Raw genomic sequence first — 16669 nt, forward strand, 5'->3', positions numbered from 1 at the left:
GGCGGCGCGGCCGCCCCCGACCCGGACCCGGTGCCGCCCGCGCGCCCGGTCGGCGCGGCGGCCCCGGCGTTCGTCAGCTTCGTGGCGCCGCCCGACGACGCACCGCCGGCGCCCCGTCGGCGCAGCCGCCGCCCGGTGGAGTCGCCCGACCCCGACCCCGACCTCGCCGACGACACGGCCGAGCAGCAGGACGCCGACGACGCACCCGACGAGGCGCCGCGCTCCCGCCGGAGCCGGTCGCGCCGCCGTGCGGCGGACGACCAGCCCGAGCGGGGCGACGCCGGCGCCGACGACGAGCAGACCGAGGACGCCGACGACTCCGGCGAGGACCGCGAGGAGGGCGGCTCGTCGGCGAGCCGCCGTCGCCGTCGCGGCCGCCGAGGTCGTGGCCGCGGGCGCAGCGGCGAGGACTCCTCGGACTCCGACGACGACAGTGCCGACGAGCGCCCCCAGAGCGACGACGCCGAGGACGAGGACACCTCGGGCGACACGAGCGAGGGCGACGAGGACGAGAACGACACCGACGACGAGGGCTCGACCGGCTCGGGCACCCGCCGCCGGCGCCGCCGTCGCCGTCGGGGCAGCAGCTCGGGCGCCGACGACACCGCCGAGGACGCCGACGACGACGACCGCCCCGAGCGGGCCGGCCGCAACGGCCGCACGACCAGTGACGACGACGTCCGCGGCATCACCGGCTCCACCCGCCTGGAGGCCAAGCGCCAGCGCCGGCGGGACGGTCGCGACACCGGCCGCCGCCGCCAGCCGATCCTCACCGAGGCCGAGTTCCTGGCCCGGCGGGAGGCGGTCGACCGCAAGATGGTCATCCGCCAGCGGGGCGAGCGGACGCAGATCGCCGTCCTCGAGGACGACGTCCTCGTCGAGCACTACGTCACCCAGGCCTCGGCGACGTCGTTCGCGGGCAACGTCTACCTGGGCCGGGTGCAGAACGTGCTCCCGAGCATGGAGGCCGCCTTCGTCGACATCGGCAAGGGGCGCAACGCCGTCGTCTACGCCGGCGAGGTCAACTGGGACGCCGCCGGTCTCTCGGGCAAGCAGCGCTCGATCGAGCAGGCCTTCAAGTCCGGCGACAAGATCCTGGTGCAGGTCACCAAGGACCCGATCGGGCACAAGGGCGCCCGGCTGACCCAGCAGATCAACCTGCCCGGCCGGTTCCTGGTCTACGTGCCCGGCGGCTCGATGACCGGGATCAGCCGGAAGCTGCCCGACACCGAGCGGCAGCGGCTCAAGGACATCCTCAAGAAGATCGTCCCCGAGGACGCCGGCGTCATCATCCGGACCGCCGCGGAGGGCGCCTCGGAGGAGGAGCTCACCCGCGACGTCAACCGGCTCAAGGCGCAGTGGGAGGTCATCAAGCAGAAGTCCGAGTCGACGTCGAGCGCGCCGACGCTGCTGTACGGCGAGCCCGACCTCGCGATCCGGGTCATCCGCGACGTCTTCAACGAGGACTTCAAGGAGCTCGTCGTCCAGGGCGACGACGCCTGGGACACCGTCGAGGCCTACGTCGCGCACGTCTCGCCCGAGCTGTCCGAGCGGCTGACCCGCTACACCGGTGAGGGCGACGTCTTCCACGACCTGCGGATCGACGAGCAGCTCACCAAGGCGCTGGACCGGAAGGTCTGGCTGCCCTCCGGCGGGTCGCTGGTGATCGACCGGACCGAGGCGATGACCGTCGTCGACGTCAACACCGGCAAGTTCACCGGCTCGGGCGGCAACCTCGAGCAGACGGTGACGCGCAACAACATGGAGGCCGCGGAGGAGATCGTCCGCCAGCTCCGGCTGCGCGACATCGGCGGCATCATCGTCATCGACTTCATCGACATGGTGCTCGAGAGCAACCGCGACCTGGTGCTGCGGCGGCTGACCGAGTGCCTGGGCCGTGACCGCACCAAGCACCAGGTCGCCGAGGTGACCTCCCTGGGCCTGGTCCAGATGACCCGCAAGCGGGTCGGGCAGGGGCTGCTGGAGGTCTTCTCCGAGGCCTGCGAGCACTGCCGCGGCCGCGGGATCCTCGTGCACACCGACCCGGTCGACGAGAAGCGCCGGGGGAGCGGTTCCGGCGGCAACGGCTCCGCGGCCAAGGACCCGGGCAGCGGGCGCAACCGCGGCAGCGGGGGTGGCGGCAAGGAGTCGACCGGCAAGGGCGGCAAGGAGTCCTCTGGCAAGGAGTCCTCCGGCAAGGAGGCGCCGGCCGCCGGTGAGGCCGAGGAGAGCGCCCAGCCGGTCGCCGCCGAGACCACCGCCGGTGACGGCGAGGCCCCCGAGGGCGGGCGCAGCGGCGGCCGCCGCAGCCGGGGCCGCCGCAACCGCGGGCAGTCGGGCGATGAGCGCGCGGCCGAGGACGCCGCCGTGCTGGCCGGCACCCGCACCGACGACGGCACGCCCGCCGGCGAGCCCCTCGCCGACGGCTCCGCGGAGACGGTCGAGGACGTCGTGCCGCCCGTGCTGCAGGCGGACCCGCCGGTGCCGGTGCCCGCCGTCCAGCCGCTTCCCGAGACCGTCCCGGTCCCCGCCGCTCCGGCGGAGACCGAGGCCGACGAGGTCCTCCCCGCCGGTGAGGTCGCCGCCGTGGAGGTCCCGGAGCAGGACGCGGTGCCGATCACCCCGGCGACCACGGCCGCCGACGTCGTCCCCGGCGGGGTGGCGCACGCCGCCGACGCCGGAGCGCAGCCGCAGGACGCCCCGCCGGCCCAGGACGTCCCCCGGGGACAGGACGACGCCCCGCAGGTCCCGGAGGCGCAGGCCGCCGGGAACGGTGAGACGCCTGCCGCGGCTCCCCGGCCTCGGCGCCGCCGGGCGGCCAGCCGGCCGGCCGGCCCCCCGGTCAGCTAGGCGGGGACCAGCACCCCGCGGATCGGCGGCCCGGGTGAGGTCGCCGATCCGGGGGAACGGGGTCAGCAGGGTCACGACCAGGGCGTGTCGACCGGCCCGGGACGGCTCGGGTACGCTGGACGGGTTGCTGCGCCACCGCGCAGGCGCCTCCGGGCGCCGCCGGGACGGCGTGCGCAGCCCGTCCAAGCACCCGGCGCCCCCCGGTCGTGCGCGCCGGACACAGAGCTCGACGTGAGAAACGCGAACAGGAGTCAGTGGTGTACGCAGTGGTGAAGGCTGGCGGGAGCCAGCACAAGGTGGCCGTGGGCGACACGTTCACGATCAACCGTCTCGCCGGTGAGGCTGGCGACACCGTCACCCTGCCGGCCATCCTCCTGGTCGACGGTGAGACCGTCACCAGCGACGCGGCGGCCCTGGCGAAGGTGACCGTGACGGGTGAGATCCTCGCCCACGGCAAGGGTCCCAAGATCCACATCCACAAGTTCAAGAACAAGACCGGTTACCACAAGCGTCAGGGGCACCGTCAGCGCCTCACCGACGTCGTGGTCCGCGACATCACGAAGGGCTGACGCCGACATGGCACACAAGAAGGGCGCCTCGTCCTCCCGGAACGGCCGCGACTCGAACGCCCAGCGCCTCGGCGTGAAGCGCTTCGGCGGCCAGGTCGTCAAGGCCGGCGAGATCATCGTCCGCCAGCGCGGTACCCACTTCCACCCGGGCCTGGGTGTCGGCCGCGGTGGCGACGACACGCTGTTCGCGCTCGCGCCGGGCGCGGTCACCTTCGGCACCCGGCGGGGACGCAAGACCGTCTCCATCACCGCCGTCGAGGCCTGAAGAAGGACCCCGCTGCCCCCCACCTCCCGCAGGCTCGGGGCGGGGCCGTGCAGCGGGGCCACCACATTCGTCTCGCCAACGAGCGCACGGGCCGATCGGCCCGTGCGCTCGTGGCGTTCTGAAGCCAGCTAGGAGGTGGCGGGCATGGCCGCTTTCGTCGACCGGGTGACCATCCACGTCGCCGCCGGCAACGGCGGGCACGGCGTGTCGTCGGTGCACCGGGAGAAGTTCAAGCCGCTCGGGGGGCCCGACGGCGGCAACGGCGGTGACGGCGGCGACGTCGTCCTCGAGGTGGACCCGAGCGTGCACACGCTGCTGGACTTCCACCACCGCCCGCACCAGAAGGCGGCCAACGGCCGGCCCGGCGCCGGCAGCAACCGGCACGGCGCCCGTGGCGAGGACCGCGTGCTGCGCGTCCCCGAGGGCACGGTCGTGACCACCCTGGACGGCCGGCAGATCGCCGACATGGTCGGCGCCGGCACCCGGGTGGTGCTCGCGCACGGCGGCAAGGGTGGCCTCGGGAACGCGGCGCTGGCCAACAACCGCCGCAAGGCGCCCGGCTTCGCGCTGCTCGGCGAGCCCGGTGAGGCGCTCGACGCGGTGCTGGAGCTCAAGAGCATCGCCGACGTCGGGCTGGTCGGGTACCCGTCGGCGGGGAAGTCCTCGCTGGTCGCCGCCATGTCGGCGGCCCGGCCGAAGATCGCCGACTACCCGTTCACCACGCTGGTGCCCAACCTCGGCGTGGTGCGTTCCGGCGACACCGTCTACACGATGGCCGACGTGCCGGGCCTGATCCCCGGGGCCTCGGCCGGCAAGGGCCTGGGCCTGCAGTTCCTGCGGCACGTCGAGCGCTGCGCCGTCCTGGTGCACGTCATCGACATGGCGACCATGGAGCCCGGGCGCGACCCCGAGACCGACATCGACGCGCTGGAGCACGAGCTCGCCCGGTACTCCGAGGCGGCGGCCGGCGGCGACGAGCTCGACCTGGTCGGCAGGCTCCGCATCGCGGTGCTCAACAAGATCGACGTCCCCGACGGCCGGGAGCTGGTCGACCTGGTCCGCGGCACCCTGGAGGCCCGCGGGCTGCAGGTCTTCCCGATCAGCGCCGTCACCGGTGAGGGGCTCGCCGCGTTCGGCTACGCACTGGCGGCCGCCGTCGAGGAGCACCGCGCCTCGCTGCCGGCGCCCGAGCCGGCGCGGGTGACGCTGACCCCGCGGGCCGTCGACGACAGCGGCTTCACCGTGGCGCGCGACCCCGACGACCCGGACTCCTTCGTCGTCCGCGGCGTGAAGCCGGAGCGGTGGGTGCGGCAGACCGACTTCACCAACGACGAGGCCGTCGGCTACCTCGCCGACCGGCTGAACCGGCTCGGCGTCGAGGAGGAGCTGGCCAAGGCCGGCGCCCGCGAGGGCGACGCCGTCACCATCGGCGACGTCACCTTCGACTGGGCGCCGACGCTGCCCGCCGGCACCCTCACCGCCGAGGAGTCCGCGGGTCTGGGCGGGCGCGGCACCGACAACCGGCTCGAGAGCAACGAGCGGATCGGGGCCTCCGAGCGGCTGGCGGCCAAGCGCGCCCGCCGCATGCCCTTCGAGGCCACCGAGGCGGGCTGGACCGACGCGGAGCTCGAGGAGCTGGCCGACGACCTGCCCGGTGGGGCCGGCGAGGGGGACCGGTGACCCCGGCCGCCGCCCGCCCCGCGATCGCCGGGGCGGGCCGGGTCGTGGTGAAGGTCGGCTCCTCCTCGCTCACCACCCTGCCCGGTGGCCTGGACGTCCAGCGGCTGACCGCCCTGGTCGACGCGCTCGCCGCGGTGCGGGCGTCCGGCCGGGAGGTCGTCCTGGTCTCCTCCGGCGCGATCGCCGCCGGGCTGGCGCCACTCGGCCTCGACGGGCGCCCCCGGGACCTCGCGACCGCGCAGGCCGCGGCCAGCGTCGGCCAGCTGCGGCTGGTGCAGACCTACGCCGACGCGTTCGCCCGCCACGGGATCACCGTCGGCCAGGTGCTGCTCACCGCCGACGACCTCACCCGGCGCAGCCACTACCGCAACGCCCGCCGGACCGTCGACCGGCTGCTGGACCTCGGCGTGCTGCCGGTCGTCAACGAGAACGACACGGTCGCCACCGACGAGATCCGCTTCGGCGACAACGACCGGCTCGCCGCCCTGGTCGCCCACGTCTCGCAGGCCGAAGCCCTGGTGCTGCTCTCCGACGTCGACGGCGTGTACGACGGCGACCCGCGGACCGGCCCGGCCCAGCTCGTCGACACCGTGCGCGACCCGGCGGACCTGGCCGCGGTCGTCCTCGGCTCGGCCAGCCGCAACGGCGTGGGCACCGGGGGGATGGCGACCAAGGTCGAGGCGGCGTTCATCGCCGCGCACGCCGGGGTGCCCGTGGTGGTCACGTCCACCCCGCAGGCCGGTGGCGCGCTGGCGGGCGAGCGGGTGGGCACCCTGTTCGCGCCGATGGGCAAGCGGCCCAGCGCCCGCCAGTTCTGGCTGCGCTACGCCAGCCGTCCCCGGGGCCGGCTGCTCCTCGACGACGGCGCGGTCGCCGCGCTCCGCGAGCGGCACGCCTCGCTGCTGGCGGCCGGGATCACCGGGGTCGCGGGTGAGTTCGTCGCCGACGACCCGGTGGAGCTGGTCGGGCCCGACGGCGTGGTGGTCGCCCGCGGGCTGGTCGCCTACGACGCCCGCGAGATGCCCCGCCTGCTCGGCCGCAAGACCGGCGATCTCCCGGCCGAGTACCGCCGCGAGGTGGTGCACCGCGACGAGATGGTGCTGGTCGGACGCCTGCGCTGAGCGCCCTGCTCCGGCTGAGAGACTGACCCGGTGACGATCCGCCCCATCCGCGAACTCGGCGACCCGGTTCTGCGCACCCCCTCGGACCCCGTCCGGGCCTTCGACGGCTGGCTGGCCGCGCTGGTCCGCGACCTGGAGGAGACCGTCGACCACCCCGGCCGGGCCGGGGTCGCGGCGCCGCAGATCGGCGTCAACGTGCGGGCCTTCTCCTACAACATCGACGGCGTCATCGGGCACATGGTCAACCCGGTCATCGTCGAGCGCTCCGAGGAGATCCAGGACGGCGACGAGGGCTGCCTGTCGGTGCCGGGGATCTGGGCACCGACCGTGCGCGCGATGCGCTGCGTCGCGGAGGGCTTCGACGTCGACGGCAAGCCGCTGCGGCTGGAGGGTGAGGGGCTGATGGCCCGCTGCCTCCAGCACGAGGTCGACCACCTCGACGGCAAGGTCTTCCTGGACCGGCTCACCGGTGACGCCCGGAAGGCCGCCCTGCGGGCGCTGCGCGAGCGCTGACGCGTCCTCCGGCCGAGGGCCACCCGGCCGTGGCAGAGTGCTCCGTCGGAGAGAACCGTTCTCAGCCGATCGGAGTGGCCGTGCCACCGGTGGTGCGCGACGACGTCCCGGCCGGCGGCGTCGACCAGGCCGTGAAGCCGTCGCGGGTGCAGGCCTCCGACGTGCTGCTCGTCCTGCTGCTGGTCGCCATCGGCCTGTACTTCCTCGCGCCCGGCTGGTTCGGCTTCCCGGCCCTGCAGGCGTGGTCGACGGTGTTCGTCGCCATCTGCCTGCAGGCGCTGCCGTTCCTCGTCCTCGGCGTCCTGGTCTCCGCCGCGGTGACGGCCCTGGTGCCGCCGTCGTTCTTCGAGCGGCTGCTTCCCCGCAGCCCGGTGGCCGCGGTGCCGGCCGCGGGGGCGGCGGGTGCGGTCCTGCCCGGCTGCGAGTGCGCCTCGGTGCCGGTGGCCGGCAGCCTCGTGCGCCGGGGGGTGGCACCGGCCGCGGCGCTGGCCTTCCTGCTCTCCGCACCGGCGATCAACCCCGTGGTCGTGGTCGCCACCGTCGTCGCCTTCCCGGGCGAGCCGATGATGGCGGTCGGCCGGTTCGTCGCCTCGCTGGTCGTCGCCGTGGTCATGGGCTGGTTGTGGGCGGTCTTCGGGCGGCCGGAGTGGATCCGGCTCCGGCAGCGGGCCGGGGCGCACCCGGAGGCGGGGCGCGCCCGGCTGTTCGTGGGCACGGCGCAGCACGACTTCACCCACGCCGGCGGGTTCCTCGTGCTGGGGGCGCTCGCGGCGGCGACGCTCAACGTCGTCGTCCCGCGGCCGTGGCTCGACGCGCTGGCGGAGAACCCCGCCGTCGCAGTCCTCGTCCTCGCGGTGCTCGCCGTCGTGCTCGCCATCTGCTCGGAGGCGGACGCCTTCGTCGCGGCCAGCCTCACCTCGTTCAGCCTCACGGCGCGCCTGGTGTTCCTGGTCGTCGGTCCGGTGGTGGACGTCAAGCTGATCGCCCTGCAGGCCGGCACCTTCGGGCCGCGGTTCGCCCTCCGGTTCGCGCCGGTCACGTTCCTGGTCGCCGTCGCGACGGCGCTGCTGGTCGCGTGGGTCCTGCTGTGAGGCGGGCTCCGTGGCGCGGGTGATCCAGCAGCTGCTGCTGGTCCTCCTGGGCGGGGTCGTGCTCCGCACCGCGCTGACCGACGCCCACCTGGCCTACGTCCAGCCGGGGTTCCGGCCGCTGCTCGTCGGGGCCGGTGCGGTGCTGCTGGCGCTCGCCGCTGCCGGGCTGCTGGGCACCCGGCGGCATGCGGACGACGGGCACCACCACGACGGGCACCACCACGACGGGCACCACCACGACGGGCACCACCACGACGTGGCCCCGAGCACCTGGCTGCTGGTGCTCCCGGTCGCCGTCCTGCTGCTGGTGGCCCCGCCCGCTCTCGGGGCGTTCACGGCCGAGCGGCAGGCGCAGCCCATCGCGGTCCCCGCCGGTGCGCGGTCCTCCGCCGCGCTGCTCGGGCCGGACGACGAGGGGGCGGACCACCGCACCCTCACGCTGCTCGAGTACGGGATCCACGCCCTCGCCCCGGGGAGCCCGGCGCTGACCGGCCGGTCGGTCCGGTTGCAGGGGTTCGCGCTGCCGCGGGACGGCGGCGGCTGGTACGTGGCGCGGATCCGGATCGGCTGCTGCGCGGCCGACGCGGTGCCGATCGCCGTCGTCCTGTCCGGGGCGCCCGAGGACCTCGAGGAGGGGGAGTGGGTCGAGGTGGTGGGTGGGTGGGCGCCCCCGCGCGAGAACGCCGGCGGGGGCTACCCCGAGCCGGTCATCGCGGCGCGCTCGGTGCAGCGGATCGAGCCGCCGGCGAACCCGTACGAGGGGTGAGGCGGGCCGCCCGCACGACGCCGGTCACCGTCCCCTGGCCGGATGGGGGAGCAGTGCCATCTCCCGGGCGTTCTCGATGGCCCGCGCCACCTGACGGTGCTGCTGCGGCTCCAACCCGGTGACCCGCCGGCTGCGGATCTTGCCGCGGTCGGAGATGAACGACCGCAGCACCGGGACGTCGTACCAGCTCACCGGTCCGTCGAGGCGGCGCCCCTTCCGCGCGCGCTGCCCGCTCACCAGCTGGACTTCCGGATGCCGGGCAGCTCGCCCCGGTGGCCCATCTCGCGGAAGCGGACCCGGGACAGGCCGAACTTCCGCAGGTGGCCTCGCGGCCGGCCGTCGGCGACGTCCCGGTTGCGCAGCCGGGTGGGGCTGGCGTCACGGGGCAGCCGCTGCAGCGCCTGCCGGGCGGCGACCCGCTCCTCCGGTGCGGCCGCGGTCCGGGCCGCCAGCTTGAGCTCCGCCCGGCGCTCGGCGTAGCGGGCCACCACCTCCCGCCGCTGCTGGTCGCGGACGATCTTCGAGGTCTTGGCCACCTCAGCGCTCCTCGCGGAAGTCGACGTGCTTGCGGACGATCGGGTCGTACTTGCGCAGGACCAGGCGGTCGGGGTCGTTGCGCCGGTTCTTCCTGGTGACGTACGTGTAGCCCGTGCCGGCGGTGGACTTCAGCCGGACGACGGGTCGGATGTCGGTGCCGCGGGCCATCAGCCGCGCCTCCCCGAACCGAGCCGCCGGCGGACGTCGGGATCGCTGGCCCGCAGCCGGGCGACGACGGCCTCGATCCCCTGGGCGTCGATGGTCCTGATGCCCTTCGCCGAGACGGTGAGCCGGATCCAGCGGTTCTCGCCCGGGAGGAAGTACCGCTTGCGCTGCAGGTTGGGGTCGAAGCGGCGGCTGGTGCGCCGGTGGGAGTGGCTCACGTCCTTCCCGAAGCCGGGCCGGCGGCCGGTCACCTCGCAGTAGGTGGCCATGGCACCTCCAGGGTCCTGGGCCCCGGGGCGGTCCCGGGGTACGGCACCACCCTAGATGAAAACGATTCCCGTTAGCGGTTAGGGTGGTCGCATGACGTCCTCCCGCACCCCCCTGGTGATCGTCACCGGCCTCGAGGCCGCCCACACCGGTCGGGCGAGCCGCGCGCTCCTCGGCCGGGCGGGCAGCGTCGTCGTGCACCACGACGTCCGCCAGCTGGGCCACGGCGTCGTCCTCCGGACCGTCACCCGGCACACCGCCACCGGCCTCGTCGAGGAGCGGACCGCCGTGGAGCTCGCGCACGGGTGCCTCTCCTGCACCCTGCGGCTGGACCTGCTGCCGCTGCTGCACGCGCTCGGCGCCGAGCCGGACGTCGTCCGGATCGTGCTCCAGCTGGATCCCGCCCTGGAGCCGGAGAACCTGTGCTGGTCCATCGACCACCTGGTCCTCGACCACGTGCCGGCCGGCCCCGACGGCACGGCGGCCGACCGGGTCGAGGTGGCCGGCGTGCTGGCAGTCGTCGACGGCCGCACCTGGCTGGAGGACGTGACCGGTGCGGAGGAGCTCGCCGACCGGGGGCTCGCCGCCACCCCGGACGACGACCGGACGCTCGCCCAGGTGGGTCTGGGTCAGGTCGCCTTCGCCGACGCGGTCCTGCTGGCCGGCGGGCCGGTCGACGCCTGGACGGCCGCCCGGCTGGACGCCGTGCTGGACCGGCTGGTCTCCGGCGTGCCGCGGGCCGACGCCGCCGTCGGCCCGGAGCGGCTGCTGGCGGCGCTCGGCCCGGGGGCCCGCCGGGGCCGGCTCTCCTCGGTGCACGACCCGCTGCTGCCCGGCCGCCCCCCGCTCGGCGAGGACGTCGGCGTGAGCGTCATCCGGTTCTCGGCGCCGCGGCCCTTCCACCCGGAGCGGTTGCACGAGGCGTTGGACGTGCTGCTCGAGGGCGTCGTCTGCAGCCGGGGCCGCGTCTGGCTCGCGAGCCAGCACGACCGGGCCCTCTGGATGGAGTCCGCCGGCCAGGGGCTGCGCATGGGGGACGCCGGACCCTGGCTGGCGACGCTGCCCGACGACAGCCCCGACTGGGCCGACGTCGAGCCGGAGCGCCAGGTCGCCGCGGCGCTGCGGTGGGACCCGGCCCACGGGGACCGGCACACCGAGGTGGTCGTGCTCTCCCACCGGCAGCCGGGCGTGGCGGTGATCTCCGCGCTCGACGCCGCGCTGCTGACCGACGACGAGATGGCGGCGGGGCCCGCGGCGTGGGCCGGCCTCCCCGACCCCTTCGGCTCCTGGCACGAGGACCCGTGCGAGGCGACCCCCGCGCCCGACGACCGGGCGTCGACCACCGACCGAGAGGACCGTTCCTGATGCGTTCCGGCATCCACCCCGAGTACCGCACCGTCGTCTTCCGCGACGCGGCCAGCGGCAGGCTCTACCGCACCCGCTCCACCGTCGCCACGACCCAGACCGTCGAGCTCGACGGCGAGGTGCTGCCGCTGGTCGGCGTGGACATCTCCGCCGCCTCGCACCCCTTCTGGACCGGTGACCAGCGGGTCCTCGACACCGCCGGGCGCGTCGAGCGGTTCCACCAGCGCTACGCGCGGCACCTCGGCGCCCGCCGGACGGAGGGCTGAGCCGTGGCGGTCCCGAAGCGGCGCACCTCGCGGTCCCGCACCCGGTCCCGGAAGGCGCAGTGGAAGGCGACGCCGGTGCCCCTCGTGCCGGTCCGCGTCGACGGGGAGGAGCGACTGGTCCCCGCCCGGCTGCAGAAGGCCTACGAGCGGGGGCTCCTGCCGTGACCGGCCGGCGTCCGGACGTGCCGGGGCCCGTCGTGGCGCTCTGCCTGGGACGCCGCTGCACCTCGACGGGGGCAGCGGCGGCCGGCTCCGGGCTGTCCGCCGCGGTGCGCGAGACCCGCGGGGCCGTGCTGGTGACCACGGCGTGCCTGGGTCCGTGCGGGCTCGCCTCCGTCGCCGCCGTGGCCCACCGCGACGGCTCCGGTGGGTGCTCCGGGCCGACTGTCTGGCTGGCCGGGGTGCACGAGGAGGAGCGCGCCGCGGCGCTGGCGGCCTGGGTGCGGGAGGGCGGACCGGGTGCATCGGGCGAGCCGGACGCGGGGATGCCCGCGACGCTGGTCCCGGCCGCGGCCGGCCTGGGCGTCCCGATGCGCTTCGGAGCCTGACTCAGCCGCGACCGGCGGCGCAGCTCCCGCAGGTGCCGAAGACCTCGAGCTCGTGCTGCACGTCGGCGAAGCCGTGCTCGGCGGCGATCCTGGCCGCCCACCTCTCCACCGGCGGGTCGGCGACCTCCACCGTGCGCCCGCAGGCTCGGCACACCAGGTGGTGGTGGTGCACCGGTGAGCAGCGGCGGTACGCCGCCTCGCCCTCGCCGCTGCGCAGGACGTCGACCAGGCCGTCGTCGACCAGCGCCTGCAACGCCCGGTAGACCGTCGCCAGGCCCACCGAGTCGCCGCGCTCGCGCAGCAGGGCGTGCAGGTCCTGGGCGCTCCGGAAGCCGTCGAGCTCGTCGAGCAGTTCCAGGACCGCGGTGCGCTGGCGGGTCTGCCGGCGGGCGGGGGGAGCGGTGTCGGGGGAGCTCACGGTCGGCCTGCCTTTCCCTCCACCGGTGCCGGCACCGGGTGCTCGCCGTGCTCGTCGTAGTGCACGCCCGTGCCGGTCCGGTGCGGTGCGTGCAGGTGGCCGTCGTGGTCGTAGTCCACGTGGTCACCGTGCGGGACCGGCCGGTGGCCGCAGCCCTCCCCGTGCTCGTGCGGGTGGGCGGCGTGCAGGCCGACCTTACGCCGGTGCCGCCGGCGGCCCGTGGCCTCCCGCACGGCGACGGCCAGCGCGACGAGCAGGAACAGGGCGATCGCCAGCAGCACGATGGTGCCGCCGGACGGCGTGCCCGTGTAGTAGGAGGCCGTGGTGCCGGCGAGGCTGACGACCAGGCCGATGCCGCAGGCCAGCAGCAGTGCCTGCCGGAAGCTGCCGGCCAGCAGCTGCGCCACCGCGCTGGGGAGGATCATCAGCGCGCTGATCAGCAGCAGGCCCACCACGCGCATCGACAGCACGACGGTCGAGGCGACCAGCGCGGCGAGCACCACGTTGAGCGCCAGCACCGGCAGGCCCACCGCGCGGGCGTACTCCTCGTCGTCGCTCACCGCGTACAGCCGCTGCCCGAGCAGCCACACGACCGAGAGGATCACGACCGTGATGACGCCGAAGGCCGCCAGGTCGCCGGCGCTCGTGGTGGTGATCGCCCCGAACAGGTAGGCGTCGAGGTTCGTCGCCTGGCCGGACGGCGCCAGGCTGAGCAGCACCACGCCGCCGGCGATGCCCCCGTAGAAGAGGACGGCGAGCGCCACGTCGCCGCTGGTGCGCCCGCGGGCGCGGACGAGCTCGATGAGCACCGCCCCGGCGATCGCCGCGACGAGGGCCGCCCCGACCGGTGCGGTGGAGGTGAGGACGCCGACGCCGACGCCGACGAGCGCGACGTGGCCGAGGCCGTCGCCCAGCAGCGACAGCCGCCGCTGCACCAGGAAGATGCCGACCGCCGGAGCCGCCAGCCCCACCATCAGGGACGCCAGCAGCGCCCGCTGCATGAACTCGTACTGGAGGATCTCCACGTCACTGCTCCCCGTCGCGGGCGCGCACCGGGCGGGAGGACGTCCACGGCTGGTGCTGGCGGTAGCCGGTCGCCGGGTGGTCGTCCGGATCCCCCGGGTGGTGGTGCCCGGCGTCGCCGGCCAGGGGGCCGGCCCCGGCCAGCGGCCCGTCGTAGCGCACCCGTCCGTGGTCGACGACGACCGCGCGGGTCAGGACGCCGGCGAGCGGACCGGCCTCGTGCGTGACCACCAGCAGGGTCGTCCCGCGCGACGACACCTCGGCCAGGACACCCGCGAGGGCCTGCTGGTTGGCGGCGTCGACACCGGCGGTCGGTTCGTCCATGATCAGCAGCTCGGGTTCGGCGGCCAGCGCCCGGGCCACGAGCACGCGGCGCTGCTGGCCGCCCGACAGCGACGCAACCGGATCGCGCACGCGGTCCGCGAGCCCCACCGCTTCGATGGCGTCGGCCACGGCCGCGCGGTCGGCGGCGGTGGGTCGGCCCAGCAGGCCCCGCCGGGCGAGTCGGCCGACGCCGACCACCTCGCGGACGGTGGCCGGCACCGCGCCGCTGACCGTGTGCCGCTGGGGCACGTAGCCGACCCGACCGCGGTCGCGCAGCCGTCCGACGGGGGCGCCGAGCACGGTGACCTCCCCCCCGAGCACGGACGCCAGGCCGAGGAGGCCGCGGGCGAGGGTGGTCTTCCCGGAGCCGTTCGACCCGAGGACGGCGAGCGCCTCACCGGGGCGCACCGTCAGGTCCACGCCCTGCACCACGGGGACGTCGCCGTAGCCGATGCTCGCGCCGCGGAGCCCGACCGCGAGGTCGCGATCGGGCCCCGGCGGTTGCTGCTCGGCGAGGGTGCGGCCGGTCACGAGCAGTTCTGGCCCTCCTGCAGGGTGGCGAGGTTGGCGCGCATGACCTCGAGGTAGTCCTCACCGGCCGACTCGTCGGTCAGGCCCTCGATCGGGTCGAGGACGGCGGTCCGCACGCCCGCTTCCGCCGCCACGGTCTCGGCCACCGCCGGGTCGACGAGGGTCTCGGTGTAGACGGTGGTGATGCCGCGGTCGGCCACCAGCTCGGTGATCTCGGCGAGCTGGGCGGCGCTGGGCTCCTGCGACGGGCTGAGACCGTTGATGCCGACCACCTCGAGACCGTAGCGCTCGCCGAGGTAGCCGAACGCGTCGTGGCTCGTCACCAGGGTGTCCACGGCGCAGCCCGCGAGCCCGTCGGACATCTCCGCGTCCAGGGCCTCGAGGTCGGCGCGCAGCGCCGCGGCGTTGTCCGCGTAGGTGTCCGCGCCGTCCGGGTCCAGCTCGGCGAGCCGGTCGGCCATGGCGTCGGCGACGTCGGCCAGGCGGGCGGGGTCCAGCCAGAAGTGCGGGTCGACCGACTCCTCGCCCTCGGCGTGGGCCTCCTCCTCGGCGTGCGCTTCCTCCTCGGTGTGCGCTTCCTCCTCGGCGTGGGCCTCCTCCTCGTGGGCGTGGTCGTGCCCGCCGGTGGTGGTCAGCGAGAGGTCGGCGGCCTGGCCCGCGTCCCAGGCGGCGTCGGGGGCCTCGGACGCGACGGCGTCGTCGAGGCCGGGCTGGAAGCCCTCCAGGTAGAGGACCAGGTCGGCCTCGGAGATCGCGGCGACGTCCCGCGGCGTGAGCTCCAGGTCGTGCGGCTCGCCGCCGGGCGGGGTGGCCGAGGTGACCGACACGCGATCGCCACCGACCTGCTCGGCGGCCCACTGCAGCGGGTAGAAGCCGGCCAGCACGGACAGCTCGCCCCCGCCGGTGGCGCCGGACGCCTCCTCCGTCCCGGTGGAGGAGCCGCAACCGGCCAGCAGCAGGCAGGTGGCGGACCCGAGGGTGACGGTGGTGCGGCGCATCGACGACATGTGCATGGGAATCATTCTCACACAGCTCCCCGGCGCGGTCGGCGCCCGGTCGCGCGCGCGGACCCGTGCCCGCCCGCGCGTAGGATCTCGGTGTGTCCGACGTCTCCGGCCTGCCGCTGATCGGTGCCGCCGCGCTGCGCGCGAAGGCTGCCTCCCGGGTGCTCCGCACCCTGCCGACGGACACCAAGGACGCCGCGCTGGCGGCGATGGCCGGGGCGCTGGTCGAGCGCGCCGACGAGATCCTGGCCGCGAATGCGACCGACGTCGCCGCCGCCCGGGCCGACGGCACGCCGGAGGCGATCGTCGACCGGCTGCGGCTGGACGCGGGCCGGATCGCCGGGGTCGCCGACGCGCTGCGCCGGCTGGTGGCGCTGCCCGACCCGGTCGGCGACGTCGTCCGCGGGTCGCGGCTGCCCAACGGGCTGGAGCTGAAGCAGGTCCGCGTCCCCCTCGGCGTGGTGGGCATCGTCTACGAGGCCCGCCCCAACGTGACCGTCGACGCCGCCGGGCTGTGCCTCAAGAGCGGCAACGCGGCGCTGCTGCGCGGCTCGGCGTCGGCGTTCGGCACCAACACCGCGCTGCTCGCCGTCCTCGCCGAGGCGGGGGAGAAGGCGGGGCTGCCGGCGGGTTTCGTCGAGCTGCTGCCGGCCGACCGCGCATCGGTGGGCGAGCTGCTGAACGCCCGGGGACTGGTCGACGTCGTCATCCCGCGCGGGGGCGCCTCGCTGATCCAGCGGGTCGTGCGGGAGTCGCGGGTGCCGGTGATCGAGACCGGCGAGGGCAACTGCCACGTCTACGTCGACGCCTCGGCCGACCCGGAGATCGCCGAGGCGGTCGTGCTCAACTCCAAGACCCACCGGGTCAGCGTCTGCAACAGCGCCGAGACGCTGCTGGTGCACCGCGACGTGCCGTTCCTGCCGCGGCTGCTGGCCGCGCTGGCCGACGCCGGCGTCGCACTGCACGGCGACGACGCCGCCCGCTCGGCCCACGCCGGCGTCGTCCCGGCCACCGACGAGGACTGGGGCACCGAGTACCTGTCGATGGACATGGCGGTGCGGGTCGTCGACGACCTGCCGCAGGCCCTCGACCACATCGCGCGGTGGAGCACCGGCCACACCGAGGCGATCGTCGCCGACTCCGCCCGCGCCATCGCCGAGTTCACCGCCGGTGTCGACGCCGCCGCCGTGCTGGTCAACGCCTCGACCCGGTTCACCGACGGGGGCGAGTTCGGCTTCGGTGCCGAGATCGGCATCTCCACCCAGAAGCTGCACGCCCGGGGCCCGCTCGGCCTGCCCGAGCTCACCTCGACCACCTACGTCGTCACGGGGTCCGGCCACACGCGCTGACCCCGCCCCCTCCCGAG

The 16669-nt window shown here is 75.5% G+C and carries 21 protein-coding genes; 13 read left to right on the forward strand and 8 right to left on the reverse strand.

All coding sequences use genetic code 11. From position 1 onward, the window contains the following. The 8 genes from E9549_RS09420 to E9549_RS09455 form a co-directional block, all read left to right on the forward strand. The coding region (locus E9549_RS09420; RefSeq protein WP_236826285.1) for an Rne/Rng family ribonuclease at positions 1 to 2850 on the forward strand (2850 nt) is incomplete at its 5' end. A 257-nt stretch (positions 2851 to 3107) separates the two neighbouring features. Beyond that, positions 3108 to 3419 (forward strand): 50S ribosomal protein L21, encoded by a 312-nt coding sequence (rplU, locus tag E9549_RS09425; RefSeq protein WP_236826286.1) that lies wholly within the window; start codon positions 3108 to 3110, stop codon positions 3417 to 3419. A 7-nt stretch (positions 3420 to 3426) separates the two neighbouring features. Then, on the forward strand, positions 3427 to 3684 hold the full coding sequence (rpmA, locus tag E9549_RS09430; protein ID WP_091933064.1) for a 50S ribosomal protein L27: 258 nt from the start codon (positions 3427 to 3429) through the stop codon (positions 3682 to 3684). Positions 3685 to 3828: 144 nt separating this feature from the next. Then, positions 3829 to 5364, forward strand: coding sequence for a GTPase ObgE (obgE, locus tag E9549_RS09435; RefSeq protein WP_236826287.1), 1536 nt, complete (start codon positions 3829 to 3831; stop codon positions 5362 to 5364). Further along, complete coding sequence (gene proB / locus E9549_RS09440; protein ID WP_236826288.1) at positions 5361 to 6485, forward strand: glutamate 5-kinase; 1125 nt, start codon at positions 5361 to 5363, stop codon at positions 6483 to 6485. Before obgE ends, proB begins: the two co-directional genes overlap by 4 nt. A 30-nt stretch (positions 6486 to 6515) precedes the next feature. Beyond that, positions 6516 to 6998, forward strand: a complete 483-nt coding sequence (locus E9549_RS09445) for a peptide deformylase (protein WP_236826289.1) — start codon at positions 6516 to 6518, stop codon at positions 6996 to 6998. 80 nt (positions 6999 to 7078) lie between these two features. Then, positions 7079 to 8089 carry a permease gene (locus E9549_RS09450; RefSeq protein ID WP_236826290.1) on the forward strand — a complete coding sequence of 337 codons (1011 nt, stop codon included), beginning with the start codon at positions 7079 to 7081 and terminating at the stop codon, positions 8087 to 8089. 10 nt (positions 8090 to 8099) lie between these two features. Next, positions 8100 to 8855, forward strand: coding sequence for a TIGR03943 family protein (locus E9549_RS09455; RefSeq protein WP_236826291.1), 756 nt, complete (start codon positions 8100 to 8102; stop codon positions 8853 to 8855). A gap of 24 nt (positions 8856 to 8879) precedes the next feature. Here E9549_RS09455 and rpsR read toward each other — a convergent pair whose 3' ends face one another. Genes rpsR through rpmB form a run of 4 tightly spaced genes read right to left on the reverse strand, consistent with a single transcriptional unit; the run spans position 8880 to position 9826 of the window. Then, positions 8880 to 9092 carry a 30S ribosomal protein S18 gene (gene rpsR, locus E9549_RS09460; RefSeq protein WP_374201431.1) on the reverse strand — a complete coding sequence of 71 codons (213 nt, stop codon included), beginning with the start codon at positions 9090 to 9092 and terminating at the stop codon, positions 8880 to 8882. Continuing rightward, positions 9089 to 9391, reverse strand: a complete 303-nt coding sequence (gene rpsN / locus E9549_RS09465; protein WP_236826292.1) for a 30S ribosomal protein S14 — start codon at positions 9389 to 9391, stop codon at positions 9089 to 9091. The genes rpsR and rpsN overlap by 4 nt, the downstream gene beginning before the upstream one ends. A gap of 1 nt (position 9392) precedes the next feature. Continuing rightward, positions 9393 to 9560, reverse strand: coding sequence for a 50S ribosomal protein L33 (gene rpmG / locus E9549_RS09470; protein WP_236826293.1), 168 nt, complete (start codon positions 9558 to 9560; stop codon positions 9393 to 9395). After that, complete coding sequence (gene rpmB, locus E9549_RS09475; protein ID WP_236826294.1) at positions 9560 to 9826, reverse strand: 50S ribosomal protein L28; 267 nt, start codon at positions 9824 to 9826, stop codon at positions 9560 to 9562. The genes rpmG and rpmB overlap by 1 nt, the downstream gene beginning before the upstream one ends. A gap of 91 nt (positions 9827 to 9917) precedes the next feature. Here rpmB and mrf point away from each other — a divergent pair, with 91 nt between their 5' ends. The 4 genes from mrf to E9549_RS09495 are packed head-to-tail and all read left to right on the forward strand — an operon-like array spanning position 9918 to position 12003. Continuing rightward, positions 9918 to 11189 (forward strand): ribosome hibernation factor-recruiting GTPase MRF, encoded by a 1272-nt coding sequence (mrf, locus tag E9549_RS09480; protein ID WP_236826295.1) that lies wholly within the window; start codon positions 9918 to 9920, stop codon positions 11187 to 11189. Then, the gene (locus tag E9549_RS09485) at positions 11189 to 11455 is read left to right on the forward strand and encodes a type B 50S ribosomal protein L31 (protein ID WP_236826296.1); all 267 of its coding nucleotides are present in this window, start codon (positions 11189 to 11191) and stop codon (positions 11453 to 11455) included. The genes mrf and E9549_RS09485 overlap by 1 nt, the downstream gene beginning before the upstream one ends. A gap of 3 nt (positions 11456 to 11458) precedes the next feature. After that, complete coding sequence (gene rpmF, locus E9549_RS09490) at positions 11459 to 11620, forward strand: 50S ribosomal protein L32 (protein ID WP_236826297.1); 162 nt, start codon at positions 11459 to 11461, stop codon at positions 11618 to 11620. 17 nt (positions 11621 to 11637) lie between these two features. Next, positions 11638 to 12003, forward strand: a complete 366-nt coding sequence (locus tag E9549_RS09495) for a hypothetical protein (RefSeq protein WP_236826298.1) — start codon at positions 11638 to 11640, stop codon at positions 12001 to 12003. A gap of 1 nt (position 12004) precedes the next feature. Here E9549_RS09495 and E9549_RS09500 read toward each other — a convergent pair whose 3' ends face one another. From E9549_RS09500 to E9549_RS09515, 4 genes are read right to left on the reverse strand one after another with little or no spacing between them, the layout of a single operon-like run. Continuing rightward, entirely contained in the window at positions 12005 to 12421 is a 417-nt protein-coding gene (locus tag E9549_RS09500; RefSeq protein ID WP_236826299.1) for a Fur family transcriptional regulator, read from the reverse strand. Further along, complete coding sequence (locus tag E9549_RS09505) at positions 12418 to 13446, reverse strand: metal ABC transporter permease (protein ID WP_236826300.1); 1029 nt, start codon at positions 13444 to 13446, stop codon at positions 12418 to 12420. The genes E9549_RS09500 and E9549_RS09505 overlap by 4 nt, the downstream gene beginning before the upstream one ends. A 1-nt stretch (position 13447) precedes the next feature. After that, positions 13448 to 14299: a metal ABC transporter ATP-binding protein gene (locus E9549_RS09510; RefSeq protein WP_236826301.1), complete on the reverse strand. Its 852-nt coding sequence runs from the start codon at positions 14297 to 14299 to the stop codon at positions 13448 to 13450. After that, positions 14296 to 15312 carry a metal ABC transporter substrate-binding protein gene (locus E9549_RS09515; RefSeq protein WP_236826302.1) on the reverse strand — a complete coding sequence of 339 codons (1017 nt, stop codon included), beginning with the start codon at positions 15310 to 15312 and terminating at the stop codon, positions 14296 to 14298. Before E9549_RS09515 ends, E9549_RS09510 begins: the two co-directional genes overlap by 4 nt. 86 nt (positions 15313 to 15398) lie before the next feature. Between E9549_RS09515 and E9549_RS09520 the strand changes: the two genes are divergently transcribed. Continuing rightward, entirely contained in the window at positions 15399 to 16652 is a 1254-nt protein-coding gene (locus E9549_RS09520; protein ID WP_236826303.1) for a glutamate-5-semialdehyde dehydrogenase, read from the forward strand. The last annotated feature ends 17 nt before the right edge of the window (positions 16653 to 16669 follow it).

It is taken from the genome of Blastococcus sp. MG754426, assembly GCF_021699055.1.
GTDB lineage: Bacteria > Actinomycetota > Actinomycetes > Mycobacteriales > Geodermatophilaceae > Blastococcus.

What these genes read in the sequence shown, in the direction of transcription:
- rpmA (WP_091933064.1), top strand. Translation starts at nt 3,427, where the DNA reads ATGGCACACAAGAAGGGCGCCTCGTCCTCCCGGAACGGCCGCGACTCG.
- obgE (WP_236826287.1), top strand. Translation starts at nt 3,829, where the DNA reads ATGGCCGCTTTCGTCGACCGGGTGACCATCCACGTCGCCGCCGGCAAC.
- rpmG (WP_236826293.1), bottom strand. Translation starts at nt 9,560, where the DNA reads ATGGCCCGCGGCACCGACATCCGACCCGTCGTCCGGCTGAAGTCCACC.
- rpmB (WP_236826294.1), bottom strand. Translation starts at nt 9,826, where the DNA reads ATGGCCACCTACTGCGAGGTGACCGGCCGCCGGCCCGGCTTCGGGAAG.
- mrf (WP_236826295.1), top strand. Translation starts at nt 9,918, where the DNA reads ATGACGTCCTCCCGCACCCCCCTGGTGATCGTCACCGGCCTCGAGGCC.
- E9549_RS09485 (WP_236826296.1), top strand. Translation starts at nt 11,189, where the DNA reads ATGCGTTCCGGCATCCACCCCGAGTACCGCACCGTCGTCTTCCGCGAC.
- E9549_RS09515 (WP_236826302.1), bottom strand. Translation starts at nt 15,312, where the DNA reads ATGCACATGTCGTCGATGCGCCGCACCACCGTCACCCTCGGGTCCGCC.